17 protein-coding genes are annotated in these 20,001 nt (G+C 64.1%); 14 read left to right on the top strand and 3 right to left on the bottom strand.

Translation table 11 applies throughout. The features are described from left to right. Nucleotides 1-64: 64 nt before the first annotated feature. Nucleotides 65-1,126, bottom strand: a complete 1,062-nt coding sequence (gene speB / locus CIT26_RS03115) for an agmatinase (protein ID WP_095491197.1) — start codon at nt 1,124-1,126, stop codon at nt 65-67. A gap of 234 nt (nt 1,127-1,360) precedes the next feature. Between speB and gcvA the strand changes: the two genes are divergently transcribed. From gcvA to CIT26_RS03070, 8 genes are all read left to right on the top strand, one after another. Further along, the gene (gene gcvA, locus CIT26_RS03110) at nt 1,361-2,335 is read left to right on the top strand and encodes a transcriptional regulator GcvA (RefSeq protein WP_095491196.1); all 975 of its coding nucleotides are present in this window, start codon (nt 1,361-1,363) and stop codon (nt 2,333-2,335) included. A 138-nt stretch (nt 2,336-2,473) separates the two neighbouring features. Then, nucleotides 2,474-3,778 carry a nicotinate phosphoribosyltransferase gene (pncB, locus tag CIT26_RS03105; protein WP_095491195.1) on the top strand — a complete coding sequence of 435 codons (1,305 nt, stop codon included), beginning with the start codon at nt 2,474-2,476 and terminating at the stop codon, nt 3,776-3,778. A 192-nt stretch (nt 3,779-3,970) separates the two neighbouring features. Then, nucleotides 3,971-5,428, top strand: coding sequence for a hypothetical protein (locus tag CIT26_RS03095; protein ID WP_095491194.1), 1,458 nt, complete (start codon nt 3,971-3,973; stop codon nt 5,426-5,428). Between the two features lie 166 nt (nt 5,429-5,594). Continuing rightward, complete coding sequence (locus tag CIT26_RS03090; protein ID WP_095491193.1) at nt 5,595-6,899, top strand: ABC transporter substrate-binding protein; 1,305 nt, start codon at nt 5,595-5,597, stop codon at nt 6,897-6,899. 107 nt (nt 6,900-7,006) lie between these two features. Continuing rightward, on the top strand, nt 7,007-7,888 hold the full coding sequence (locus tag CIT26_RS03085) for a branched-chain amino acid ABC transporter permease (RefSeq protein ID WP_095491192.1): 882 nt from the start codon (nt 7,007-7,009) through the stop codon (nt 7,886-7,888). Next, nucleotides 7,885-8,847, top strand: coding sequence for a branched-chain amino acid ABC transporter permease (locus CIT26_RS03080; RefSeq protein ID WP_095491191.1), 963 nt, complete (start codon nt 7,885-7,887; stop codon nt 8,845-8,847). Before CIT26_RS03085 ends, CIT26_RS03080 begins: the two co-directional genes overlap by 4 nt. Then, nucleotides 8,844-9,569 (top strand): ABC transporter ATP-binding protein, encoded by a 726-nt coding sequence (locus CIT26_RS03075; RefSeq protein ID WP_095491305.1) that lies wholly within the window; start codon nt 8,844-8,846, stop codon nt 9,567-9,569. The genes CIT26_RS03080 and CIT26_RS03075 overlap by 4 nt, the downstream gene beginning before the upstream one ends. Then, the gene (locus CIT26_RS03070) at nt 9,566-10,285 is read left to right on the top strand and encodes an ABC transporter ATP-binding protein (protein ID WP_095491190.1); all 720 of its coding nucleotides are present in this window, start codon (nt 9,566-9,568) and stop codon (nt 10,283-10,285) included. The genes CIT26_RS03075 and CIT26_RS03070 overlap by 4 nt, the downstream gene beginning before the upstream one ends. On the opposite strand, the gene CIT26_RS03065 is transcribed toward CIT26_RS03070, so the two are convergent. Both CIT26_RS03065 and pncA read right to left on the bottom strand, forming a co-directional pair. Continuing rightward, complete coding sequence (locus tag CIT26_RS03065; RefSeq protein WP_095491189.1) at nt 10,286-11,716, bottom strand: sodium:proton antiporter; 1,431 nt, start codon at nt 11,714-11,716, stop codon at nt 10,286-10,288. It abuts the gene before it with no gap. A gap of 41 nt (nt 11,717-11,757) precedes the next feature. Continuing rightward, the gene (gene pncA / locus CIT26_RS03060; RefSeq protein ID WP_095491188.1) at nt 11,758-12,357 is read right to left on the bottom strand and encodes a bifunctional nicotinamidase/pyrazinamidase; all 600 of its coding nucleotides are present in this window, start codon (nt 12,355-12,357) and stop codon (nt 11,758-11,760) included. Between the two features lie 327 nt (nt 12,358-12,684). Between pncA and CIT26_RS03055 the strand changes: the two genes are divergently transcribed. From CIT26_RS03055 to CIT26_RS03030, 6 genes are read left to right on the top strand one after another with little or no spacing between them, the layout of a single operon-like run. Further along, entirely contained in the window at nt 12,685-13,548 is an 864-nt protein-coding gene (locus tag CIT26_RS03055) for an FAD binding domain-containing protein (protein WP_095491187.1), read from the top strand. Nucleotides 13,549-13,586: 38 nt separating this feature from the next. Further along, nucleotides 13,587-16,529 carry a molybdopterin-dependent oxidoreductase gene (locus CIT26_RS03050; protein ID WP_095491304.1) on the top strand — a complete coding sequence of 981 codons (2,943 nt, stop codon included), beginning with the start codon at nt 13,587-13,589 and terminating at the stop codon, nt 16,527-16,529. Further along, nucleotides 16,526-18,067: a 6-hydroxynicotinate reductase gene (locus CIT26_RS03045; protein WP_095491186.1), complete on the top strand. Its 1,542-nt coding sequence runs from the start codon at nt 16,526-16,528 to the stop codon at nt 18,065-18,067. Before CIT26_RS03050 ends, CIT26_RS03045 begins: the two co-directional genes overlap by 4 nt. Then, nucleotides 18,067-18,948, top strand: coding sequence for a UPF0280 family protein (locus CIT26_RS03040; RefSeq protein WP_095491185.1), 882 nt, complete (start codon nt 18,067-18,069; stop codon nt 18,946-18,948). Before CIT26_RS03045 ends, CIT26_RS03040 begins: the two co-directional genes overlap by 1 nt. Further along, nucleotides 18,941-19,525, top strand: a complete 585-nt coding sequence (locus CIT26_RS03035) for an amino acid synthesis family protein (protein WP_095491184.1) — start codon at nt 18,941-18,943, stop codon at nt 19,523-19,525. Before CIT26_RS03040 ends, CIT26_RS03035 begins: the two co-directional genes overlap by 8 nt. After that, nucleotides 19,522-19,983, top strand: coding sequence for a MarR family winged helix-turn-helix transcriptional regulator (locus CIT26_RS03030; protein WP_095491183.1), 462 nt, complete (start codon nt 19,522-19,524; stop codon nt 19,981-19,983). The genes CIT26_RS03035 and CIT26_RS03030 overlap by 4 nt, the downstream gene beginning before the upstream one ends. Nucleotides 19,984-20,001 lie beyond the last annotated feature (18 nt).

The following is a 20,001-nucleotide window of genomic DNA, read 5'->3' as shown; positions in this document are numbered from 1 at the left end:
CTGGAAGCTTGTTTTGTTTGAATGCGGCCACCGGCTCCAGCGCGGCGGTCGCCTTGGATGTGCGTCAGGCTCGCTTGCCTGAGATCGCCGGGCTGAACACCATCAGGCTCAGTATTTCGAACAGCACCTGCGCGCCGGCATGGGCCGTGTTGGTGGTCGCGTCATATTGCGGCGCCACCTCGACGACGTCGCCGCCGACGATGTTGAGGCCCTTCAGGCCGCGCAGAAGTTCAAGCACTTCCCGCGTCGTCAGCCCGCCGACCTCAGGCGTGCCGGTGCCGGGCGCGAAGGCCGGATCGATGCTGTCGATGTCGAAAGACACATAGGTCGGGCCATCGCCGACGATCTGGCGCGCCTTCTCGATGATGGCGGGCATGCCGAGGCCGGTCACCTCTTCGGCATGCACGACGGTCATGCCGGATTCGTAGGTGAACTCCCACAGATATTCGGCCGAGCCGCGGATGCCGATCTGGATGGTGCGGGTCGGGTCGAGCACGCCGTCGAGCACCGCATTGCGGAACGGCCCGCCATGGTGGAACTTGGTCATGTCGAACAGGCCGCTGGTGTCGCAATGGGCATCGATGTGGATCATGCCGACCGGCGCCTTCTTGCCGACTGCTTTCAGGATCGGATGGCTGATCGAGTGATCGCCGCCGACCGAAAGCGGAATGACGCCGGCGTCGACGATCTGGTTGGTGCGGCGCTCGATGTCGTCATGGCTGGTCTCCAGCCGGTAACGGCTCTGGAACGGCACGTCGCCGATGTCGGCCACCTTCAGCTCATGTGTCGGCGCGCATTCCAGCACATGATTGTAGGGGCCGATGCGCTCGATGGCGCGCAGCGCCCTTGGCCCGAAGCGGGCACCCGGCCGGTTGGTCACGCCGAGGTCCATCGGCACGCCGATCATCGCCACCTGCAAATCGCCGAAATCCGGATTGTCGGCGGCAACTTCCCGGTAGGGCGCAGCGAGGAAGGTCGGGATGCCGGAATAGGGCGCCAGCCGTGTGCCGCTCTTGGAAAAGATCTTGTCGGCGACACGCCGGAATTTCGGGTCGAACATCTCGCCGCCATGGCTTTCGCCATATTTGCGGCGCAACGCTTCAAGCTTGCCGCGATCATAACCCATGTCGGTCCTCCATGGCTGGTGCGGAGCGGCCATCAATGACGGTCGCCATCCTGCCGGCTGCCTGCGGATTTCACGTCTTGATGTTGTTCGATCCAAAGTGTCTTGCAGCTGCATTGAAAAATCAATTGATATTGTTAGGGTGTTTGCTGTGAGAAAATCTCACATTAATGTTGAGCACGATCTTGTCCGAAAACCGGGTTCCACTTCTGGGGATCGTGCTCCTTTGAGGCTCCGATGGCCAAGCGACTGCCTCCCCTGAATCCATTGCGGGCCTTCGAGGCGACGGCGCGCCACGCCTCGCTGACCAAGGCGGCGGCTGAGCTGAACGTCACCCATGGCGCCATCAGCCATCAGATCAAGGCGCTCGAACAGTCGCTGGGCGTCAAGCTGTTCGAGCGCGCCGGTCAGCGGGTGAAGCTGACGCCGCACGGCGCCGAATTGCTGCCGGCGGTGTCGACCGCCTTCGACGGCATCGCTGCCGCCACGCAGCGCATGACGAGGCCGGCGAGCACCGGTGCCCTCTCGGTATCCTGCGTGCCGGCGCTGCTGCTGCTCTGGATGATCCCGCGGCTCGGCAGCTTCACCTCGCAATACCCCGATATCAGGCTGACGCTGATCCCGTCCAACGACGCCAAGGACATCCGCGCACCGCATATCGATATCTGCGTGCACTATGGCGACGGCAGCTGGACCGATTGCTGGATGCGCAAATGGTCGGGTCTCGAACTGTTCCCGGTGGTCAGCCCGACGCTGATCAACAACCGTCCGATCCGCACCGTGCGCGATCTCGCCGATCATGTCTTCCTGCATGGCGACGACGGCCGCGAGTGGCACACCTGGCTGGCCGCCGCCGACGCACTGGATCTGGAGCGCGGCCGCCGCCACCATCTCGGCGATGCGCGCATGGCGAGCGAGGCTGCGGTTCATGGCCACGGTGTGGCGCTTGGCGACACGGTGACCGCAAGCGGACTGCTCGCCAGGGGACTGCTTGTCGCACCGTTCAGCCTGTCGGTGCCGGCGGTCGACGATTTCTACGTCGTCTGCCGCAACGAGATGAGGTCGGCGCCGATCGTGCAGCTGTTCATCGACTGGCTGTTTGCCGAGAAAGAGCAGGCCGACGGCCGCGCCGATGCGCCGGTGGCGGGCCGCATCGGCATCCGCAGGAAGCGCCCGGCGCTGCGAGTGATCGGCGCCAAGACCGCGTCCTGAGGCTGCGATTGCCGAAGTCTTGCATTTGCCGCAGGGTTTTCTTTTTGTCGGGCCAGCTCGCAAAGCGGGAGGCGCTTTCAAAAATTCAATGCTAAGAGGCATTCCGCAGGGAGCGAGCAGCGAAGGCGGCATCGAGACATGACTAAGACCGATATAGCGCGGCGCGTCTACAACCACACCTGGAAGCTAGACCCGATCGTCCGCAGCCTGCTCGACACCGATTTTTACAAGCTGTTGATGCTGCAGATGATCTGGGGCATGTACCCCAAGATCGACACCACCTTCTCGCTGATCAACCGCACCACCTCGGTTCGCCTTGCCGAGGAGATCGACGAGGCGGAACTGCGCGATCAGCTCGATCATGCTCGCACCTTGCGCTTCTCCAAGAAGGAGATGATCTGGCTCGGCGGCAATACCTTCTATGGCCGCAAGCAGATCTTTGAACCGGAATTCCTCGCCTGGCTCGAAAGATTCCAGCTGCCGGAATACGAGCTTTCCAAGCGCGATGGCCAGTACGAGCTCACTTTCAGCGGTCCGTGGATGTACACGACGCTGTGGGAGATCCCGGCGCTCGCCATCATCAACGAACTGCGCTCTCGCGCCGCCATGCGGGCGTTCGGCCCCTTTGCGCTCGACGTGCTCTATGCCCGCGCCAAGGCCAAGATGTGGGCCAAGACCGAGCGGCTGAAAGCGCTGCCCGATATCCGCATTTCCGACTTCGGCACCCGCCGCCGTCATTCCTTCCTGTGGCAGCGCTGGTGCGTCGAAGCGCTCAAGGAAGGCATCGGTGAGGCTTTCACCGGTACGTCCAACGTGCTGCTCGCCATGGACAACGACCTCGAAGCGCTCGGCACCAACGCGCATGAACTGCCGATGGTGTTCGCCGCGCTCGCCAATTCGGAAAAGGAATTGAAACAGTCGCCCTACAAGGTGCTGGAGGACTGGCAGCGCTACTATGGCGGCAATTTGCTGATCGTGCTGCCGGACACCTTCGGCACCTCGGCGTTCCTGCGTGACGTGCCGGACTGGGTCGCCGACTGGACCGGTTTCCGCCCCGACAGCGCGCCGCCGATCGAGGGCGGCGAGAAGATCCTTTCCTGGTGGCGTGCAAAGGGCAAGGACCCCAGGCAGAAGCTGCTCATCTTCTCCGACGGGCTCGAGGTCGAGACCATCGAGGAAACCTACCGTCACTTCCGCGGCAAGGTGCGCATGTCCTTCGGCTGGGGCACCAACCTGACCAATGATTTCGAGGGCTGCGCGCCGACTGACACCAACCGGCTCGACGCCATCTCGCTGGTCTGCAAGGTCACCGAAGCCAATGGCCGGCCGGCGGTCAAGCTCTCCGACAATCCCGCCAAGGCCACCGGCGACGAGAAAGAGATCGAACGCTATTTGCGCATATTTGGCGAGAAAGACCGCGTGGAGCAACTGGTCAAGGTGTGAGGGTGATGATGATCTCGCCTCGCCAAAAGGGAAATCTCGGATAGCGTGAGTTCCCGCCCACCCCCCTCTGTCCTGCCGGACATCTCCCCCGCAAGGGGGGAGATCGGCAGTTCGTTCGAACGGCGCCCTTCTTGCAACGTCGAAGATTGGCGAAAGCCGGCATACCAGCCAATCTCCCCCCTTGCGGGGGAGATGTCCGGCAGGACAGAGGGGGGTGCGAAGGATCACTGCGGCGAAGGATGTTCCTTCCCAAAGAAAGCCTTCGTCTACGCCCTGACACTGTCGCCCACCCCCGCTTTCGCCCATGCCTCCGATCGCGGCCACGTCCTGCTTCTGCCCACCGGCTACTACGTCGCCGGCGGTGCGCTCGCGGTCGCCGCCAGTTTCCTTGTCCTGGCACTGCTGCCCTCAGACTTTCCTGCCCGCTTCTGGCGGCGGCGCCTGCCGCTCTTCGCATTCGGCGACGGCGCACGGACAACCGTCAGCCTGATGTCCTTTGCCGGCTTTGCAATTCTCGTTGTGGCTGGCCTGTTCGGCAGCCGCGATCCGCTTTCCAACCCGCTGCCCCTGGCCATCTGGACGTTGCTCTGGGTCGGGCTGGTTTTGCTGCAGGGGCTGCTCGGCAATCTCTGGTCATGGCTGAACCCCTGGTACGGGCCTTGGCGTGTCATTTCCAGCCTGTTCGGCAAGCGGCCGACATGGCGCCCGCCCCCGTGGCTCGGCTGCTGGCCGGCCGTCGTGCTGTTCTTCGCCTTCGCCTGGTTCGAGCTGATCGACCCGGCGCCCGACGACCCGGCGCGGCTCGCCTGGGCTGCCGGCCTCTATTGGCTGCTGAGTTTTGCCGCCATGCTGATGTTCGGCTACCGCGACTGGAGCCGGCGCGGTGAGTTCCTGACCGTCTTCCTCGCCATGGTGGCGCGCTTCGCCCTCCTTGAGCGTAATGAAGTCGAGCGCAATGAAGGCGGTCGGCTCAGTCTGTGCTGGCCGGGCGCCAAGCTCAGCAATGCCGCGCCGCTGTCGCTCAGCGGCATTGTTTTCCTGTTGCTTGCGCTGTCGTCGGTCTCCTTCGACGGCCTGTCGAAAACCTTCTTTTGGCTCGGCCTGTTCGGCCACAATCCGCTGGAATTTCCGGGCCGCACGGCGGTGATCGGCATCGGCACCTTCGGGCTGGTGCTGACGTTCGTCTTGCTTGCAGCCGCGTTCATCTTTGCCATTGTCCTTGGCCAGCGTCTTGCCGGCAGCCCGCATCCCCTTGGTCAGGCCGCCGGGCTGCTGGTTTGGTCGATCGTGCCGATAGCGCTCGCCTACCATGTCGCGCACTATCTGACGGCGCTGCTCGTCGACGGCCAATATGCAGTGGCTGCGCTTTCCGACCCGTTTGCGCTGGGCTGGAACCTGTTCGGCACCGCGGCCATGCAGATCGAAACCGGCGTGGCCGCCGGCGCCGGCTCGGCATGGTGGCTGTGGAATGTCCAGGCCGGTGTCATTATCGCCGGTCACATGCTCGCCGTGCTCGTCGCGCATGGCCTCGCCTGGCGATTGCATCCGGTTCCCGCCCGCGCCGCGCTCAGCCAGTTTCCGCTCACCGTGCTGATGATCGCCTATACGGTCTTCGGCCTGTGGTTGCTTGCCACGCCGGCGGCCGGATGAGACAAAAGCCCGCTTCGATGGCATCGATTGATCCTTAGGGAAAGCTCGCTTGCCACATCAGGGCTTTGATGATTTAGTTTGTACACATGCAATTTTGGCGCTCTTACCGGAGTGGCCCGCCTCGCTACAGCCATTGGTCAAAACTCAAAAAACAAGGGGAACTGCCGTGACTGACAAGAATGGGTTTTTCGATCTCTCCAAAACCGGCCTCACCCGCCGCACGGCGCTGAAGGGGTTGGCCGCGGGCGCCGGCCTCGCCGTCGCGCCCGGGTTCGTGCGCTACAGTCAGGCGCAAAGCTCGGCGCCGATAAAGATCGGCTTCCAGTGCCACCGCACCGGCATCGGCGCCGCTTATGGCCGCTGGTACGAGAGGACCACCGCCGCCGCGGTCAAGGCGATCAACGAAGCCGGCGGCATCAACGGCCGGCCGGTCGAGGTGATCATCGAGGATGACGGCACCGATCCCGGCCGAGGCGCCGAAGTGGTCGGCAAATTCGCCACCCAGCACAAGACCGACATCGTCTACGGCACGCTGTTTTCGCATGTCGTCATCGGCTCGGCGCCCGCCGCCGGCGAGGCCAAGATGCCCTATTTCGTTGTCAGCGAAGGCCACCACGTCGCCTCGACCAAGCTCAATCGCTACGTCTTCCAGCCCGGCATCACCGACGTGAAGAGCCAGATCCAGGCGATGGCGCCGTGGATCGCGGCGAATGCCGGCAAGAAGGTGACGCAGATATTCCCCGATTTCGCCTTCGGCTACGATCATCGCGACTACCTGCCGCCGGCGCTGAAGGCGCAAGGCGCTGAGGTCATTGCCCAGATCGCCATTCCGCCGACGGAATCGTCCTTCACCAAATATTTTCCGCAGATCCCGGCCGAGACCGAAGTGATCTATCACGTCATGGTCGGCCCGGCGGTGCTCACCTTCGTCAAGGAACTCGGCGAGTTCTATGGCTCCAACCGGCCGCAGCTGTTCGGTTTCATCGATTCGCTCGAAGCCACCGATATCAACAGCCCCGGCCTCGAATTCCTCGACGGCAGCCATTTCTGGGAAGGCTCGCCGCGCTACGCGCAGCCTGACGATTCCGCCGCGCAGAAGGCCTATCGCGCCGCCGTCGGCATCGACGACAATGGTGCTGCCGTCGGCGATCCCAAGGACGTCTCCACCGCCGCACACATGTTCGGTTGCTGGGAAACGCTCTATGTCGTCAAGAAGGCGATGGAGGATGCCGGCTATAAGGGTCCGGAAGACCGCGCCAAGCTGGTCGAGGCGACCGAAGCCTTGACCGAGTTCGCCGAAGGCCCCGAGCATCCGCAAGGGCCGAAGACCTTCAACGGCAAGATCCATCAGTGCTTTGGCATCCAGAACATCTCCAAGGTCGAAGGCGGCCGGCTGAATGTGGTCCACAAGACCAAGATCGAGGACGGCCTCTACGAGCCGGAAGGGGATTACACGACCCAGCCGCTGTGAGCTTAGCTGTTTTGAAGAAAGTGCGGTTCGAGCGACGCCCCTCTGTCCTGCCGGACAGTCCGGCAGGACAGAGGGGGGTGCTTCGCGCATCCGCCGGTGCTTAGCCGATGCACTTCGGACCTCATCTTCTCCTCGCCGCCCTCGAAGGCCTCGTCACCTCCGCGGTGCTGGCGCTGACGGCGCTTGGGCTGTCGCTGGTGTTCGGCGTCATGCGTGTCGTCAATGTCGCCCATGGTGAGCTCTTCATGCTGGGCGCGGTGCTTGCCTGGGCGATCTCCACGGCGATATCGGGCCATCCGGCGCTCGGTTTTCTGGCGGCGCTGGTGCTGGCGCCGTTGATCGTCGGCCTGATCGCGCTGGTCGCCGAACGGCTGGTGTTGCGCCGGCTGAATTACAATCCGGAAGCCACCATCGTCGCAACCATCGGCATGCTCTACATCATCCAGCAACTGGCGCTGACCTTCTACGGTCCGGAGGCACGGCCGGTTGAGGCGCCCTTCAGCTACCGCATCCTTTTGCCGTGGTTCGGCTATTCCGGTTACAAGCTGTCGATCATCGCCGCGTCTGCGCTTCTGCTTGTCGCGACGTGGTTCGTACTGACGCGTACGAAAATCGGCCTTGTCATGCGCGCCACGCAATATGACAGCGAGACGGCGCAGGCCTTCGGCATTCCGGTCGACCGCGTCTATGCCGGCGTCTTCGCGCTCGGCGCCATGCTGGCGGCGGTGGCCGCGGTGCTGATCGTGCCGATCAGCCAGGCGCATTATCTGATGGGGCAGGACCCGCTGCTGCTGTCCTTCATCGTCGTCATAATCGGCGGGCTCGGCTCGCTGCGCGGCACTGTCGTCGCCGCCGTGCTCATCGGCCTGTCGGATGGCATCATCTCGGTGTTCTTCTCGCCGACGCTGGCCAAGATCATCGCCACGCTGCTGGTTGCCATGGTGCTGGTGTTCCGGCCGCAAGGTCTGTTCGGGACGGCATCGCGATGAAGGAGGCTTCACCGGCAAAAGCCTATGCGTTGCATGTGGGCGTCATCGTCCTGCTGTTCGCCCTAAGCTTCGTCCTGCCGGAATACCATCACGGTTTGCTCGCCCGCATCATGGTGCTGGCGGTCTTCGCCATGGGCTACAACATGCTGTTTGGCTATGTCGGGCTGCTCAGCCTCGGCCACGCCATGTTCTTTTCGGCCGGGCTCTATGGCGCAGGCCTTGCCGTCATCCATCTCGGCTGGAGCGTGCCGGCCGCCTTCGCCGCCGGGCTTGCCTGCGGTGCGCTTCTTGCGCTGGTGATCGGTCTGCTGGCGCTACGCACTTCCGGCGTTGCCTTCATGATCGTCACCATGATGTTCGCGCAGGTGTTCTATCTCATAATCCTCTATCTCGCGGCCTGGACCGGCGGCGATCAGGGCCTGGTCGTGCCACAGTCGGCGCGTGTGCTTGTTTTGGGCAGCACGTCGCTCGGCCTCACCAATCCGACCGTGCGCTACATGAGCGCACTCGTCCTGTTCTCGATCGTGCTGCTGATGACGCTCGCCGTCGTCCGCTCCAGGTATGGCCGTGTGCTGGTCGCCATCCGCGAAAACGAGGAGCGGACCAAAATGCTCGGCTACGACACGTTTTCCAACAAGCTTGCCGCCGTCGTCGTCTCCGGCACCATCTGTGCTGCTTCGGGCGCCGCCTACGCGTTGCTGTTCGGTTATGTCGGCTCGACTTTCGCCTCGGTGCAATATTCCATCCTGCCGCTGCTCTGGGTGCTGCTCGGCGGTGCTGCGACCACGCTCGGTCCCCTGATTGGCACGCTGTTCATGTACTATGTCGTCGACATCACCAGCGGCTACACCTCCGCCTATCTGCTGATCGTCGGCATCGCGCTCATTCTTTTGGTGCTGTTTTTCCCCAAGGGTATTCTGGGCACCATCCGCCAGCGCTGGCTCGGATGGCTGCCATGACGCCGCTGCTGACGACCAAAGGCCTGTCCCGCAATTTCGGCGGCCTGCGCGCCGTCGACGGCGTCGACTTTGCGCTCATGCCGGGCGAGATTCGCGCCGTTATCGGCCCGAATGGCGCCGGCAAGACCACCTTCGTCAGCCTGGTCAGCGGCCGCATCCAGCCATCGTCGGGCATGATCGTCTTCGACGGCGCCGACATCACCAACCTGCCGGCCTACGCCAGGGTTCGCCTTGGCATCGCCTACACCTTCCAGATCACCAGCGTCTTTGCCAATCTCACCGCCTACGACAATGTCGCGCTGCCGGTACAGCGCACGCTGACCGATGGCCGCTCGAAAGGTGCCGTGCATGCCAGCGCCATGGCGGCGCTGGAGCGCACGGGCCTTGCCGACCGCGCCCACATGCCGGCCGGGCAATTATCCTATGGCCATCAGCGCCTGCTCGAAGTGGCCATGGGGCTGGCGCTGAAGCCGCGCCTGCTGATCCTCGACGAGCCGACGCAGGGCCTGGCCGACAGCGAGATCGACAATTTCATCGGGCTGGTGCGCGAGATCGCCAAAAGCGCCACCGTGCTTCTGATCGAACACAACATGCCGGTGGTCATGCAGCTTGCCGATCGCATCACCGTCTTCAACGCCGGAAAGATCTTGGCTGAAGGCACGCCCGAGCAGGTCCGCGCCAACGCCGAGGTGCAGGACGCCTATCTGGGGACGACCCCATGACTGAAACACGGTCTGAAGCACTGACCATCTCCGGGCTCGACTGCTTCTACGGCGAGGTCCAGGTGCTCTATGGCCTCGACCTCGTGCTCAACAAGGGCGAGGTGCTTTGCCTGTTCGGCCGCAACGGCGCCGGCAAGACGACGACGCTGAAGGCGATCATGGGCCTCATCCCCTCACGCGCCGGCTCGATCAGGCTCGACGGCAAGGAATTGACCGGCCTGCCGGCGCACGACGTGCCGAAGGCAGGCGTCGCCTATGTGCCGCAGGGCAGGCGGCTGTTCGCCGAGATGACGGTGGCGGAAAACATCGAGATCGGCCTGATGGCCCGCGGCAAGGGCAAGGCGACGCGCGAAAACGTGCTCGACCTCTTCCCGCTGCTGCGCCAGCGGCTCAGGCAGCGCTCCGGCACGCTGTCGGGCGGCGAGCAGCAGATGCTGGCCATGGCACGGGCACTGTGTCTCGAACCGCAGGTGCTTCTGCTCGACGAGCCGACCGAAGGGCTGATGCCGTCGATGATCGCCAGGATACGCGAGACGGTGTCGAAGCTGCGCGACCTTGGCGTCTCGACGATCCTGGTCGAGCAGCGGGTCGATGCGGTGCTGTCCGTCGCCGACCGGGTCTCGTTCATCGAGAACGGCCGCAACCGCGAGACCGTCGATGTCGAGGAATTGCGCGCCGACCCATCAGCGGTGCGCCGTTATGTCGGAGTAGGGTAGTCACCCGAAGAACAAAAAGCCGGCAAGCAAAAATGCCGGGATCAGCACCGCGCCCGACCAGGCCATGTAACCGAAGAAGCCCGGCATCTTCACGCCGCGATGTCTGGCAATGGCGTAGACCATAAAGTTCGGTGCATTGCCGATATAGGTGTTGGCGCCCATGAACACCGCGCCGGCCGAGATCGCCGCCAACGTCGAGGCGAAGGTGGTCATCAGATGCTGCGGATCGCCGCCGGCGAGCTCGAAGAACACCAGATAGGTCGGCGCATTGTCGAGGAAGGATGACAGCGCTCCGGTCATCCAGAAATACGCGAGGTCGTTGGGCTCGCCCGTAGGCGAGCTGACAAGCGAGACCAGCGGCGCCAGCGCGCCGTCGGGACCGGCCCTGAGAATGGCGATGACCGGTACGATGCAGATGAAGATGCCGGCAAACAGTTTCGCCACCTCGGCGATCGGCTCCCAGTGGAAGTTGTTCGCCTGCCTGTGGCTCTTGCGCGAAACGCCGAGCGAAAGGAAGGCAAGCGCCAGGATGATGGCGTCGCGCACGAGGTTCTGCAATTCGAGGCCCACGCCCAGGATGGAGAAAGCCACGCCCGGCTTCCAGGTCGCGGAAAGCAGGATCGCGCCGATCACCCCGGCCAGCAGCGGGACGTTGGGCAGGCCTCGGATGCGTACCTTCGTGTCCGGTGTCGGATCCTTGATCTTCGGCGCGCCGGCCTCGCGGCGATGCAGGATCATGTCCATGGCCAGGAAGACGGCCAGCACCAGGCCGCCGACGAACAGTGTCTCCTGATAGAGATTCGCAGCGGTCCAGAAGAAATCGATGCCGCGCAGGAAGCCGACGAACAGCGGCGGATCGCCGAGCGGCGTCAGCGAGCCGCCGATGTTGGACACCAGGAAAATGAAGAAGATGACGACATGGGCGTTGAACGGCCGATTGTCGTTGGCGCGCAGGATCGGCCGGATCAGGATCATCGAGGCGCCGGTCGTCCCGATGACCGAGGCGAGCATCGCCCCGATCAGCAGCAGTCCGGCATTCACCAGCGGCGTGCCGTGGATGTTGCCGGCGACGAGGATGCCGCCCGAAATGGTGAACAGCGCAAACAGAAGAATGATGAACGACATGTACTCGGTGAGCAGCGCATGCAGCACCGCCTCTGTGGCCGATGGCATGCCGAACGCAACCGCCAGCGGCACAACCGTGAGGGCCGCCCAGATGAGGGTGATCTTGCCGTAGTGGTGTTCCCAGACACGGTGGAAGAGTAGTGGCCCGGTGGCGATCGACAGAAGCAGGCCGGCAAAGGGCATCGCCCACCACAGCGACATGGTTTCGCCCGGCAGTTCGTGGGCCTCGGCTGCGAGCGCTATTCCCGGAAACAGGGTTGCGACTGCCACCACAGCGCCCGCCGTCAAAGCCGCCGCAAACCGCATAAGGCCCCCTCTGGAATTGTGTCGAATGCAATTGGTGATGTTCAAGCCAGCGTCACGCCGGCATCGCGCATTCGGTTCAGCATCGTCTCGAGTGAGCCATTGAGATTGATGCCGCGGCAGGCGTCGAGCCGCACTGTTGTGTGGAAGCCCTGCTTGACCGCATCGAGCGCCGAAAAAGCGACGCAGAAGTCGGTCGCCAGGCCGACCAGGGTCAGCGTGTCGATGCCGCGCTCCCGGAGATAGCCGGCAAGGCCGGTCGGCGTCGTCCGATCGTTCTCGTAGAAAGCCGAATAACTGTCGATCTCTGGGTGGAACCCCTTTCGTATCACCAGTTCGGCCTTGGTCCAGGCGAGGCCCGAATGGAAATCCGAACCCAGGCTGCCCTGGATGCAGTGGTCCGGCCACAGCGTCTGCTGGCCGTAAGGCAGATCAATCGTTTCGAACGGCTGCTTGCCGGGGTGACTCGAGGCAAAGCTCGAATGGCCGGCGGGGTGCCAGTCCTGCGTCAGCATGACATGTTCGGTTCGCCGGATCAGGTCGTTGACCAGCGGCACGATCTCGTCGCCGCCGGCCACCGGCAGCGCGCCGCCCGGGCAGAAATCGTTCTGCAGGTCGATGACAACAAGCGCTTCGTCGGCCATGGAGGCCTCCTCTTGTTTGTCCCGGAGGCATGGCCCGAACCGGAAGTCTGCCAAGCGTGGAATCCGGTGTTCGAACCCGGGCTCCACCAAAAAATGCCGCTGACGCGACCGATTGCAGAAACTTGACCAGATGGCCGGCTGCGTCAACTCCAACAGCAAAACAAATGCGTGCCGCCGCGCCGATGCGGATAGCGGCTCGAAACTCTGGCTTTGACAATTCCTGCCGGCTTGATATCATTTGCATACGAATGAATTTGACCGGTTTGGACGCCGGAAGGTTCCGTCGGGAAGCCCCTCTCGAGGAGGCCCTTTTTGGGAAGGCAAAGCGTGATCCGTTACGCGAAACCCACCACGGTCGACGAGGCGCTCGCTTTGCTTGGCGAGGCTCCGTGGCGCATCCTTGCCGGCGGCACCGATTTCTATCCGGCGCAAGGAGCCAAGCCTTTCCGCGAAAATGTCCTCGACATCAACGGTCTCGCAACGCTGCGCGGTATAGCCGAAACCGATGACCATTGGCTCCTCGGCGCGCGCACGACCTGGACAGATCTTATCCGTCATCCGCTGCCGGCGGCTTTCGATGCACTGAAGCAGGCGGCGCGGGAAGTCGGCTCCGTGCAGATCCAGAACGTCGCCTCCATCGCCGGCAATCTCTGCAATGCCTCTCCGGCCGCCGACGGCGTGCCGGCGCTGCTCGTTCTCGACGCCGAGGTCGAACTGCACTCGGTGGCGATGGTCCGCCATCTGCCGCTGGAAAAATTTATCCTGGGAAACCGCCGCACGGAACTGCAGCCGGGCGAAATGGTCACCGCCATCCGCGTGCCGAAAAACGTGGCCACCGGCACGTCGGCTTTCGTGAAGCTCGGCGCGCGTCGCTATCTCGTCATCTCCATCGCCATGGTGGCGGCCCGCTTGACCATTGAGGATGGCATCGTCGGCGACGCTGCCGTCGCCGTCGGCTCCTGTTCGGTTGTCGCCAAGCGTCTCTCGGGCGTCGAAGCAGCCTTGCGCGGCCTCCCGGTCAACCGCGCTCTCGCCACTGCGATCCAGTCCGCACCGATGGACGAGCTTTCGCCGATCGGCGATGTGCGCGGCAGCGCCGAATACCGGCTGGACGCCGCGCGCGAGATCGTCGCCCGCGCCGTTCTCGGTGCCGCGGGTCAGGCGTTGAATGACAAGGCGGTGGCCGCATGAGCAAAGCTCAGCCTGGCATGACCAAAGCTCAGCCTGGCATGAGCATGGCTCAGCCTGGCATGAGCATGGAACGCATCGACATCATCTTCGAGGTCAACGGCGTCGCCGTTTCTGTCTGCGTACCGCCGGTTCGCCGTCTCTCTTCGGTGCTGCGCGACGAATTGCACCTGACCGGCACCAAGATCGGCTGCGACGCCGGCGACTGCGGCGCCTGCACGGTGCTCGTCGACGGCGAACCCGTTTGCGCCTGCCTCATGTCAGCGGCTTCTGCCGCTGGCACCATGGTGACCACGGTCGAGGGTCTCGCCAACGGCAGATTGTCGGCGCTGCAAGCCTCGTTCCTCGACCAGGGCGCGGCGCAATGCGGCATCTGCACCCCCGGCCTGCTAATCGCGGCGACAGCACTTCTGGAGAGGACGCCCAACCCAACCGAGGCCGAAACCCAGGATGCGCTGGGCGGCGTCCTCTGCCGCTGCACCGGCTACCGCAAGATCATCGCCGCGGTGATGAATGCTGGACGGTTCGCGAGCGAACTCTCGACCGACGGCACTGCCCCTCATCCGCCTGCCGGCACCTTCTCGCCGTATAGTGACGGGGAGAAGGGACAAGCTCCAGCGCCGGCGTCCCCCTCTCCACGTCTTTCACGGGGAGAGGGTAAGGGTGAGGGGCAGCACCAACTTCAGCGGCTGGATCTCGACCTTGACCGCAGAATGCCAATCTCAGGCCACGCCGTCGGTTCCTCTCCGATCAGGCTCGACGGCCTGCCGAAAGTTACCGGCGGCGAAAAATTCGGCGGCGATTCCTTCCCGGCCGATGCGCTGGCGGTGCTGGTGGTTCGCTCGCCGCATTATCACGCCCGCTTCGCCTTCGGCGATCTCGACGCCTGGGTGAAAGTCCATCCCGGCATCGTCGGCGTCTTCACAGCTGCCGACATTCCGGGAAAGAACTGCTTCGGCGTTATTGCGCCTTTTGCCGACCAGCCGGCGCTGGCCGAAGGTTTTTCGCGCTTTCGTGGCGAGGCGGTGGCGCTGGTTGCCGGCGAGCGCGAGGCCATCCTCGATCTCGATCTTTCGGATTTTCCTGTTCGTTGGACCGAGTTGCCGCATGTCCTGCAGCCTTGCGAGGCGCCGGCCGGCGGCGTACAGCTGATCCACGAGAACCGGCCGGAAAACCTGCTCACCACCGGCTTTGTCGAGCGCGGTGACCCGGAGGCCGCCCTCGCCGGCGCGGCTTTCACGGTTTCGGGCGCCATCGACACGTCCTATGTCGAGCACGCCTATATCGAGCCTGAGGCCGGCTATGCCTACATGGATGACGACACGCTGGTCGTCGTCGCCTGCACGCAGGCGCCCTACATGGACCGCGACGACGTGGCCAAGGTGCTTGGCCTTGCCGTCGACAAGGTGCGTATCGTGCCGACCGCCACCGGCGGCGGCTTCGGCTCCAAGCTCGATGTCTCGTTGCAGCCGTTGATCGGTCTGGTCGCGATGAAAACCGGGCGGCCGGCGGCACTCGCCTACACCCGCAATGAATCGATGATCTCGACCACCAAGCGTCATCCCGCCGAGATGAAGGCGACGATCGGCGCCGATGCCGATGGTCTCGTCACCGGCATGGTCTTCGCCGGCGATTTCAACACCGGCGCCTATGCGAGCTGGGGACCGACCGTCGCCAACCGCGTACCGGTGCACGCCTCCGGTCCCTATGCGACGCCGAACTATCGCGCCGAAGGCCGCGCCATCCATACAAATGGCCCGATCTCCGGCGCCTTCCGCGGTTTCGGCGTGCCGCAGGCGACGATCATGCAGGAGACGCTCTATGACGAGCTGGCCGAAAAGCTTGGGCTGGATCGGCTCGATTTTCGCGTGAAAAACTGCCTTCGTAACGGCTTCGAAACAGTTACAGGCCAGAGGCTTGAATCGGGCGTCGGCATCGCCGAGTGCCTCGAAGCGCTGCGGCCGCATTGGATGCGTGCGCTTGTCGATGCCGATACATTCAACAATAGTGCCAATGACAGCAGGAAACGCGGCGTCGGTGTCGCCTCCTGCTGGTATGGCTGCGGCAATACCTCGCTGCCCAATCCGTCGACCATCAGGGTAGGCATCTCCGCCTCTGGCGATGTCGTCCTGCATCAGGGCGCAGTCGATATCGGGCAAGGCTCGAACACGGTCATCACCCAGATCTGCGCCGATGCGCTTGGCTTGCCGCTGGAAAAATTCCGGCTGAAAAGCGCCGACACGGCGATCACGCCGGACGCCGGCAAGACGTCCGCCTCGCGCCAGACCTTTGTGACCGGCAAGGCCGCCGAAAAAGCCGGCCGCGCCTTGCGCGAGACCATGCTGCGCTTCGCCAATGTGTCGGAGAAAGCGGCGATCGCTCTCGATGGCACAAGCCTGGTCATCCGTGAGGGCGAAGCGACACGGCATATCGATTTGTCCACGCTGAAGGCCGATGCCGACGGCTTGGTCTTTCGCGCCGAGGAAAGCTATGACCCGCCGACCCTGCCGCTCGACGCCAAGGGCCAGGGCAAGCCCTATGCTGTCTATGGCTACGGCGCACAGATCGCCGAACTGGAGGTTGACCTCAAGCTCGGTACGGTGAAACTGATCAAGATCACCGCCGCGCATGATGTCGGCAAGGCGATCAATCCGCTGCTCGCCGAAGGCCAGATCGAGGGCGGCATCGCACAAGGCATCGGCATGGCGCTGATGGAGGAGTACATCCCCGGCCGCACCGAGAATTTGCACGATTACCTGATCCCGACGATCGGCGACGTGCCGCCGATCGAGACCATCCTGATCGAAGTTCCGGATCCGGAAGGACCCTTTGGCGCCAAGGGCTTGGGCGAGCATGTGCTGATCCCGACGGCGCCGGCGATCCTCAATGCCATCCGCCATGCCACCGGCGTCCTGGTCACCAAAATCCCCGCGACGCCGAGCCGCATCCGCGCCGCGATACGCGACAAGGAGGCACGCCGATGAGCGAGCTTGCCGAACGCTTCGAGACGCACGATCCCGGCGAGAAGCAGGTGGCGGAAAAAATCCGCTGCGATGCCTGCCCGGTCATGTGCTACATATCAGATGGCCGCACCGGCGCCTGTGATCGCTACGGCAACGTCGGCGGCAGGATCGTGCGGATGGATCCGCTAACCATCCTCGACCACGCGACCGAGGCCGGCGGTGCGGTCGTGCCGTTTGTCGCCGAGGGCGAAGAATGGGACGGCGAACTGGTCAACACCGGCCGCCGCTTCGTCACCGCGATCGGCGCCGGCACCACCTATCCCGACTACAAGCCGGCACCTTTCATCGTCAGCCAGGAGGTCGAAGGCGTCGATCTCGTCACCGTCGTCACCGAGGGCATCTTCTCCTACTGCGGCGTCAAGGTGAAGATCGATACCGACCGTCATATCGGCCCCGAAACGGCGACGGTCCGTTCGGCGGGCGAGGCGATCGGCCATGTCACGACAGGCGAATATGGTTCGCAGATGCTGTCGCTGGGCGGCGTGCATCATCTGACCGGCGGCTCCAAGGCCGAAGGTCGCGCCACCTGCGATGCGCTGCTTAATCTGTGCAACCGCAAGCCGGTCGAACTCACCATCGACGGCGGCGCTGTGATCATCGTCGAAGCCGGCAAGCCGCCGGTCATCGACGGCAAGCTTGAACATCGGATGCGCGTCGGCTGCGGCTCTGCCACCATCGGCATGTTCGCCACCCAGTGGCGCGGCCTGGTCGACGAGGTGGTGGTGGTCGACGACCACATCACCGGCGTCGTCTCCGAGCATCAGGCGGGCAAGGTGCTCGGCTGGCAGGATACGGGGATAAAAATCATCGGCCGCCGCTCGACGCCGGGCCGCTATTTCAAGGTGTCGGAGCCCGGCCTCGGCTGGGGCGGCACCAGCATTTCCGACCCGCTGTCGATCCTTGGCGAATGGAACGCGAAGAAAGGCGCGCGTCCCGGCCTGTCGCTGCTGATGGTCTCGACCACCGGCGAGCAGTTCGCCTATTACGAGCTCGACGACGCATTGAAGCCGGTGCAGAAACCATTCCCGGAGCGGCTGCAGAAATCCGTCGGCCTGATCGAGGAGAATTGCGAGCCGGCGCTATGCACCGTGCTGTTCGTCGGCGGTGCCGGCGGCTCGCTGCGCGCCGGCGTCACCGAGAACCCGGTCAATCTGACCCGCTCGGTGCAGGGCCTGACGACTTATGTGACGGTCGGCGGCGCGCCGGTCTATGTCTGGCCGGGCGGCGGCATCACGCTGATGGTCGATGTCACCCGCGTGCCAGAAGGCGCCTTCGGCTATGTACCGACGCCGGCGCTGGTGGCGCCGATCGAGTTCACCCTGCGCCGCGACGATTATGTCAGGCTCGGCGGCTACGAAGCCGAGATCCGCAGCGTTGACGACATTCTGGCCAAAGGCGGCGAGTATCTCAACCCGCGCCGCGGCACGGCTGCGCCGGCCAGCAATCTATGGCCGCCGCTGGCGCAGTTGCGGCGTGCAGCGGGCAACGGGGTCGGGTGATGAACGGGCCGCAGGTACATTGGCTTGAGGACGGCAGGCGGCTGCATCTCAATCATGGCCCGATCGACTTGATCATCGAGGCATTTGGCGGTGCGGACGAATGCCGCGCCGCCTATGGCCAGGCGGTGGCGCGGTTTCAAACGATCCTGCAGGAGCTCGTCGACGAACTGCCAGAACTGCGCCATCCGGCCTCGTCGCGACCACGTGCTTTCGCTGGCCCGACGGCGCGACGTATGGAAGAAGCGATTGTTCCGCTGGCGAAACAATTCATCACGCCGATGGCTGCGGTCGCCGGTTCGGTAGCCGACGAAATGCTTGGTGCGCTGCTGGCCGGCCGCCGGCTCGATCGCGCCTACGTCAATAATGGCGGCGACAGCGCGATCCATCTCGGCAACGGCCGGTCCATGACCGTCGCCATTGCCGGGACGGGCCATGGACTGGCAGACCGGATCACGATCCGTGCCGAAGACGGGATTCGCGGCGTCGCGACAAGCGGCTGGCGCGGCCGTTCCTTTTCGCTCGGCATCGCCGACGCTGTTACCGTACTGGCGCGGACCGGTGCTGAAGCCGATGCCGCCGCGACCCTGATCGCCAACGCCGTCGACCTGCCCGGTCATCGCGCCATCGAGCGCATGCCGGCGCGCGATTTGGCGCCGGACAGCGACCTTGGCGATCGATTGGTCACCCAAGCCGTCGGCGCGCTTTCATCGGGCGAAATAGCCGCCGCGCTCGACAGTGGGATCGCTGTCGCCGAAGATTTTCGGCGACGTGGCCTGATTGCCGCTTCAGCCTTGTTCCTTGCCGGTCAGGCACGGATCGCCGGTCCCATGGCGCTCGTTGCGCCCAACGAGAAATCAAGGAAGGAAATTGCCCATGCCTGAGTTTGCGATCCGCAAGATTGCGGTGCTGACGGAGGAGATATTTCATGAGGGCGGGCCGGTGGCGAAGGTGCCGCGCCGCCGCGCCGCCGCCATGGCGGTGGTGAAGAACCCATTCGCCGGCCGTTACGTGGAAGACCTCCAGAGCGCCATGGACGATCTGAAGCCGCTCGGGTTGCTGCTCTCCGACAAGCTGATCGCCGCATTGGGTGGCGACGTGAAGCAGATCGATGGCTACGGCAAGGGCGCCATCGTCGGTATCGCCGGCGAACTGGAGCATGGCGCGCTGTGGCATGTGCCTGGCGGCTATGCGATGCGCGAGCGGCTCGGCGACGCCAAGGCGATCGTGCCATCGGCAAAGAAGGTCGGCGCCTTCGGCTCGCGGCTCGACGTGCCGCTCGGCCATGTCAACGCCGCCTATGTGCGCAGTCATTTCGATGCCATGGAGGTCGGCATCAGCGACGGGCCTCGTCCCGACGAGATCCTGTTCTGCCTCGCCATGACCTGTGGCCCGCGCGTGCACGACCGCATGGGCGGCCTCGCGGCAAAAGACATCAAGGCGTGGGACGGACTGCGGTGAGCGCCGAAGACATCAAGCTCAAGCTGGTCGAGGCAGAGGAGCCTGACGAAAACGATTACCGCTTGCAGGAGCAGGTCGGCTTCATCCTGCGCAAGGCGCACCAGCGCCATGTCTCGATCTTCGCCGCGCACATTGCCGACCTGACACCGCCGCAATTCGCCGCCCTGGCCAAATTGCACGATGTCGGCGAGACCTCGCAGAACCAGCTTGGCAGCCTGATCGCCATGGACGCGGCGACGGTGAAAGGCGTCATCGACCGGCTCAAGGCGCGCGGCCTGGTCGAGCTTTCCAAGCATGAGGTCGACAAAAGGCGCCTGCTGGTCAATCTGACCGCTGAAGGCCGCAATGCCGTCGAGCGGCTGATCCCGATCGCCCGCGAGATCACCGAGGAAACGCTGGCGCCGCTTTCGGCCAAGGAGGCCGCGATTTTCATGAGGCTTTTGGCCAAGCTGGCGTGAGCGCGGCCTTGGTCAGCG

This window comes from Mesorhizobium temperatum, from assembly GCF_002284575.1.
GTDB classification, from domain to species: Bacteria; Pseudomonadota; Alphaproteobacteria; order Rhizobiales; family Rhizobiaceae; genus Mesorhizobium; species Mesorhizobium temperatum.
This window is presented reverse-complemented; position numbering and strand designations above follow the sequence as displayed.

Excerpts from the sequence above, each read along its gene's own strand:
- speB (WP_095491197.1), bottom strand. The coding sequence starts at position 1,126 with ATGGGTTATGATCGCGGCAAGCTTGAAGCGTTGCGCCGCAAATATGGC.
- gcvA (WP_095491196.1), top strand. The coding sequence starts at position 1,361 with ATGGCCAAGCGACTGCCTCCCCTGAATCCATTGCGGGCCTTCGAGGCG.
- pncB (WP_095491195.1), top strand. The coding sequence starts at position 2,474 with ATGACTAAGACCGATATAGCGCGGCGCGTCTACAACCACACCTGGAAG.
- CIT26_RS03095 (WP_095491194.1), top strand. The coding sequence starts at position 3,971 with ATGTCCGGCAGGACAGAGGGGGGTGCGAAGGATCACTGCGGCGAAGGA.
- CIT26_RS03085 (WP_095491192.1), top strand. The coding sequence starts at position 7,007 with ATGCACTTCGGACCTCATCTTCTCCTCGCCGCCCTCGAAGGCCTCGTC.
- CIT26_RS03080 (WP_095491191.1), top strand. The coding sequence starts at position 7,885 with ATGAAGGAGGCTTCACCGGCAAAAGCCTATGCGTTGCATGTGGGCGTC.
- CIT26_RS03075 (WP_095491305.1), top strand. The coding sequence starts at position 8,844 with ATGACGCCGCTGCTGACGACCAAAGGCCTGTCCCGCAATTTCGGCGGC.
- CIT26_RS03070 (WP_095491190.1), top strand. The coding sequence starts at position 9,566 with ATGACTGAAACACGGTCTGAAGCACTGACCATCTCCGGGCTCGACTGC.
- CIT26_RS03065 (WP_095491189.1), bottom strand. The coding sequence starts at position 11,716 with ATGCGGTTTGCGGCGGCTTTGACGGCGGGCGCTGTGGTGGCAGTCGCA.
- pncA (WP_095491188.1), bottom strand. The coding sequence starts at position 12,357 with ATGGCCGACGAAGCGCTTGTTGTCATCGACCTGCAGAACGATTTCTGC.
- CIT26_RS03050 (WP_095491304.1), top strand. The coding sequence starts at position 13,587 with ATGAGCATGGCTCAGCCTGGCATGAGCATGGAACGCATCGACATCATC.
- CIT26_RS03045 (WP_095491186.1), top strand. The coding sequence starts at position 16,526 with ATGAGCGAGCTTGCCGAACGCTTCGAGACGCACGATCCCGGCGAGAAG.
- CIT26_RS03040 (WP_095491185.1), top strand. The coding sequence starts at position 18,067 with ATGAACGGGCCGCAGGTACATTGGCTTGAGGACGGCAGGCGGCTGCAT.
- CIT26_RS03035 (WP_095491184.1), top strand. The coding sequence starts at position 18,941 with ATGCCTGAGTTTGCGATCCGCAAGATTGCGGTGCTGACGGAGGAGATA.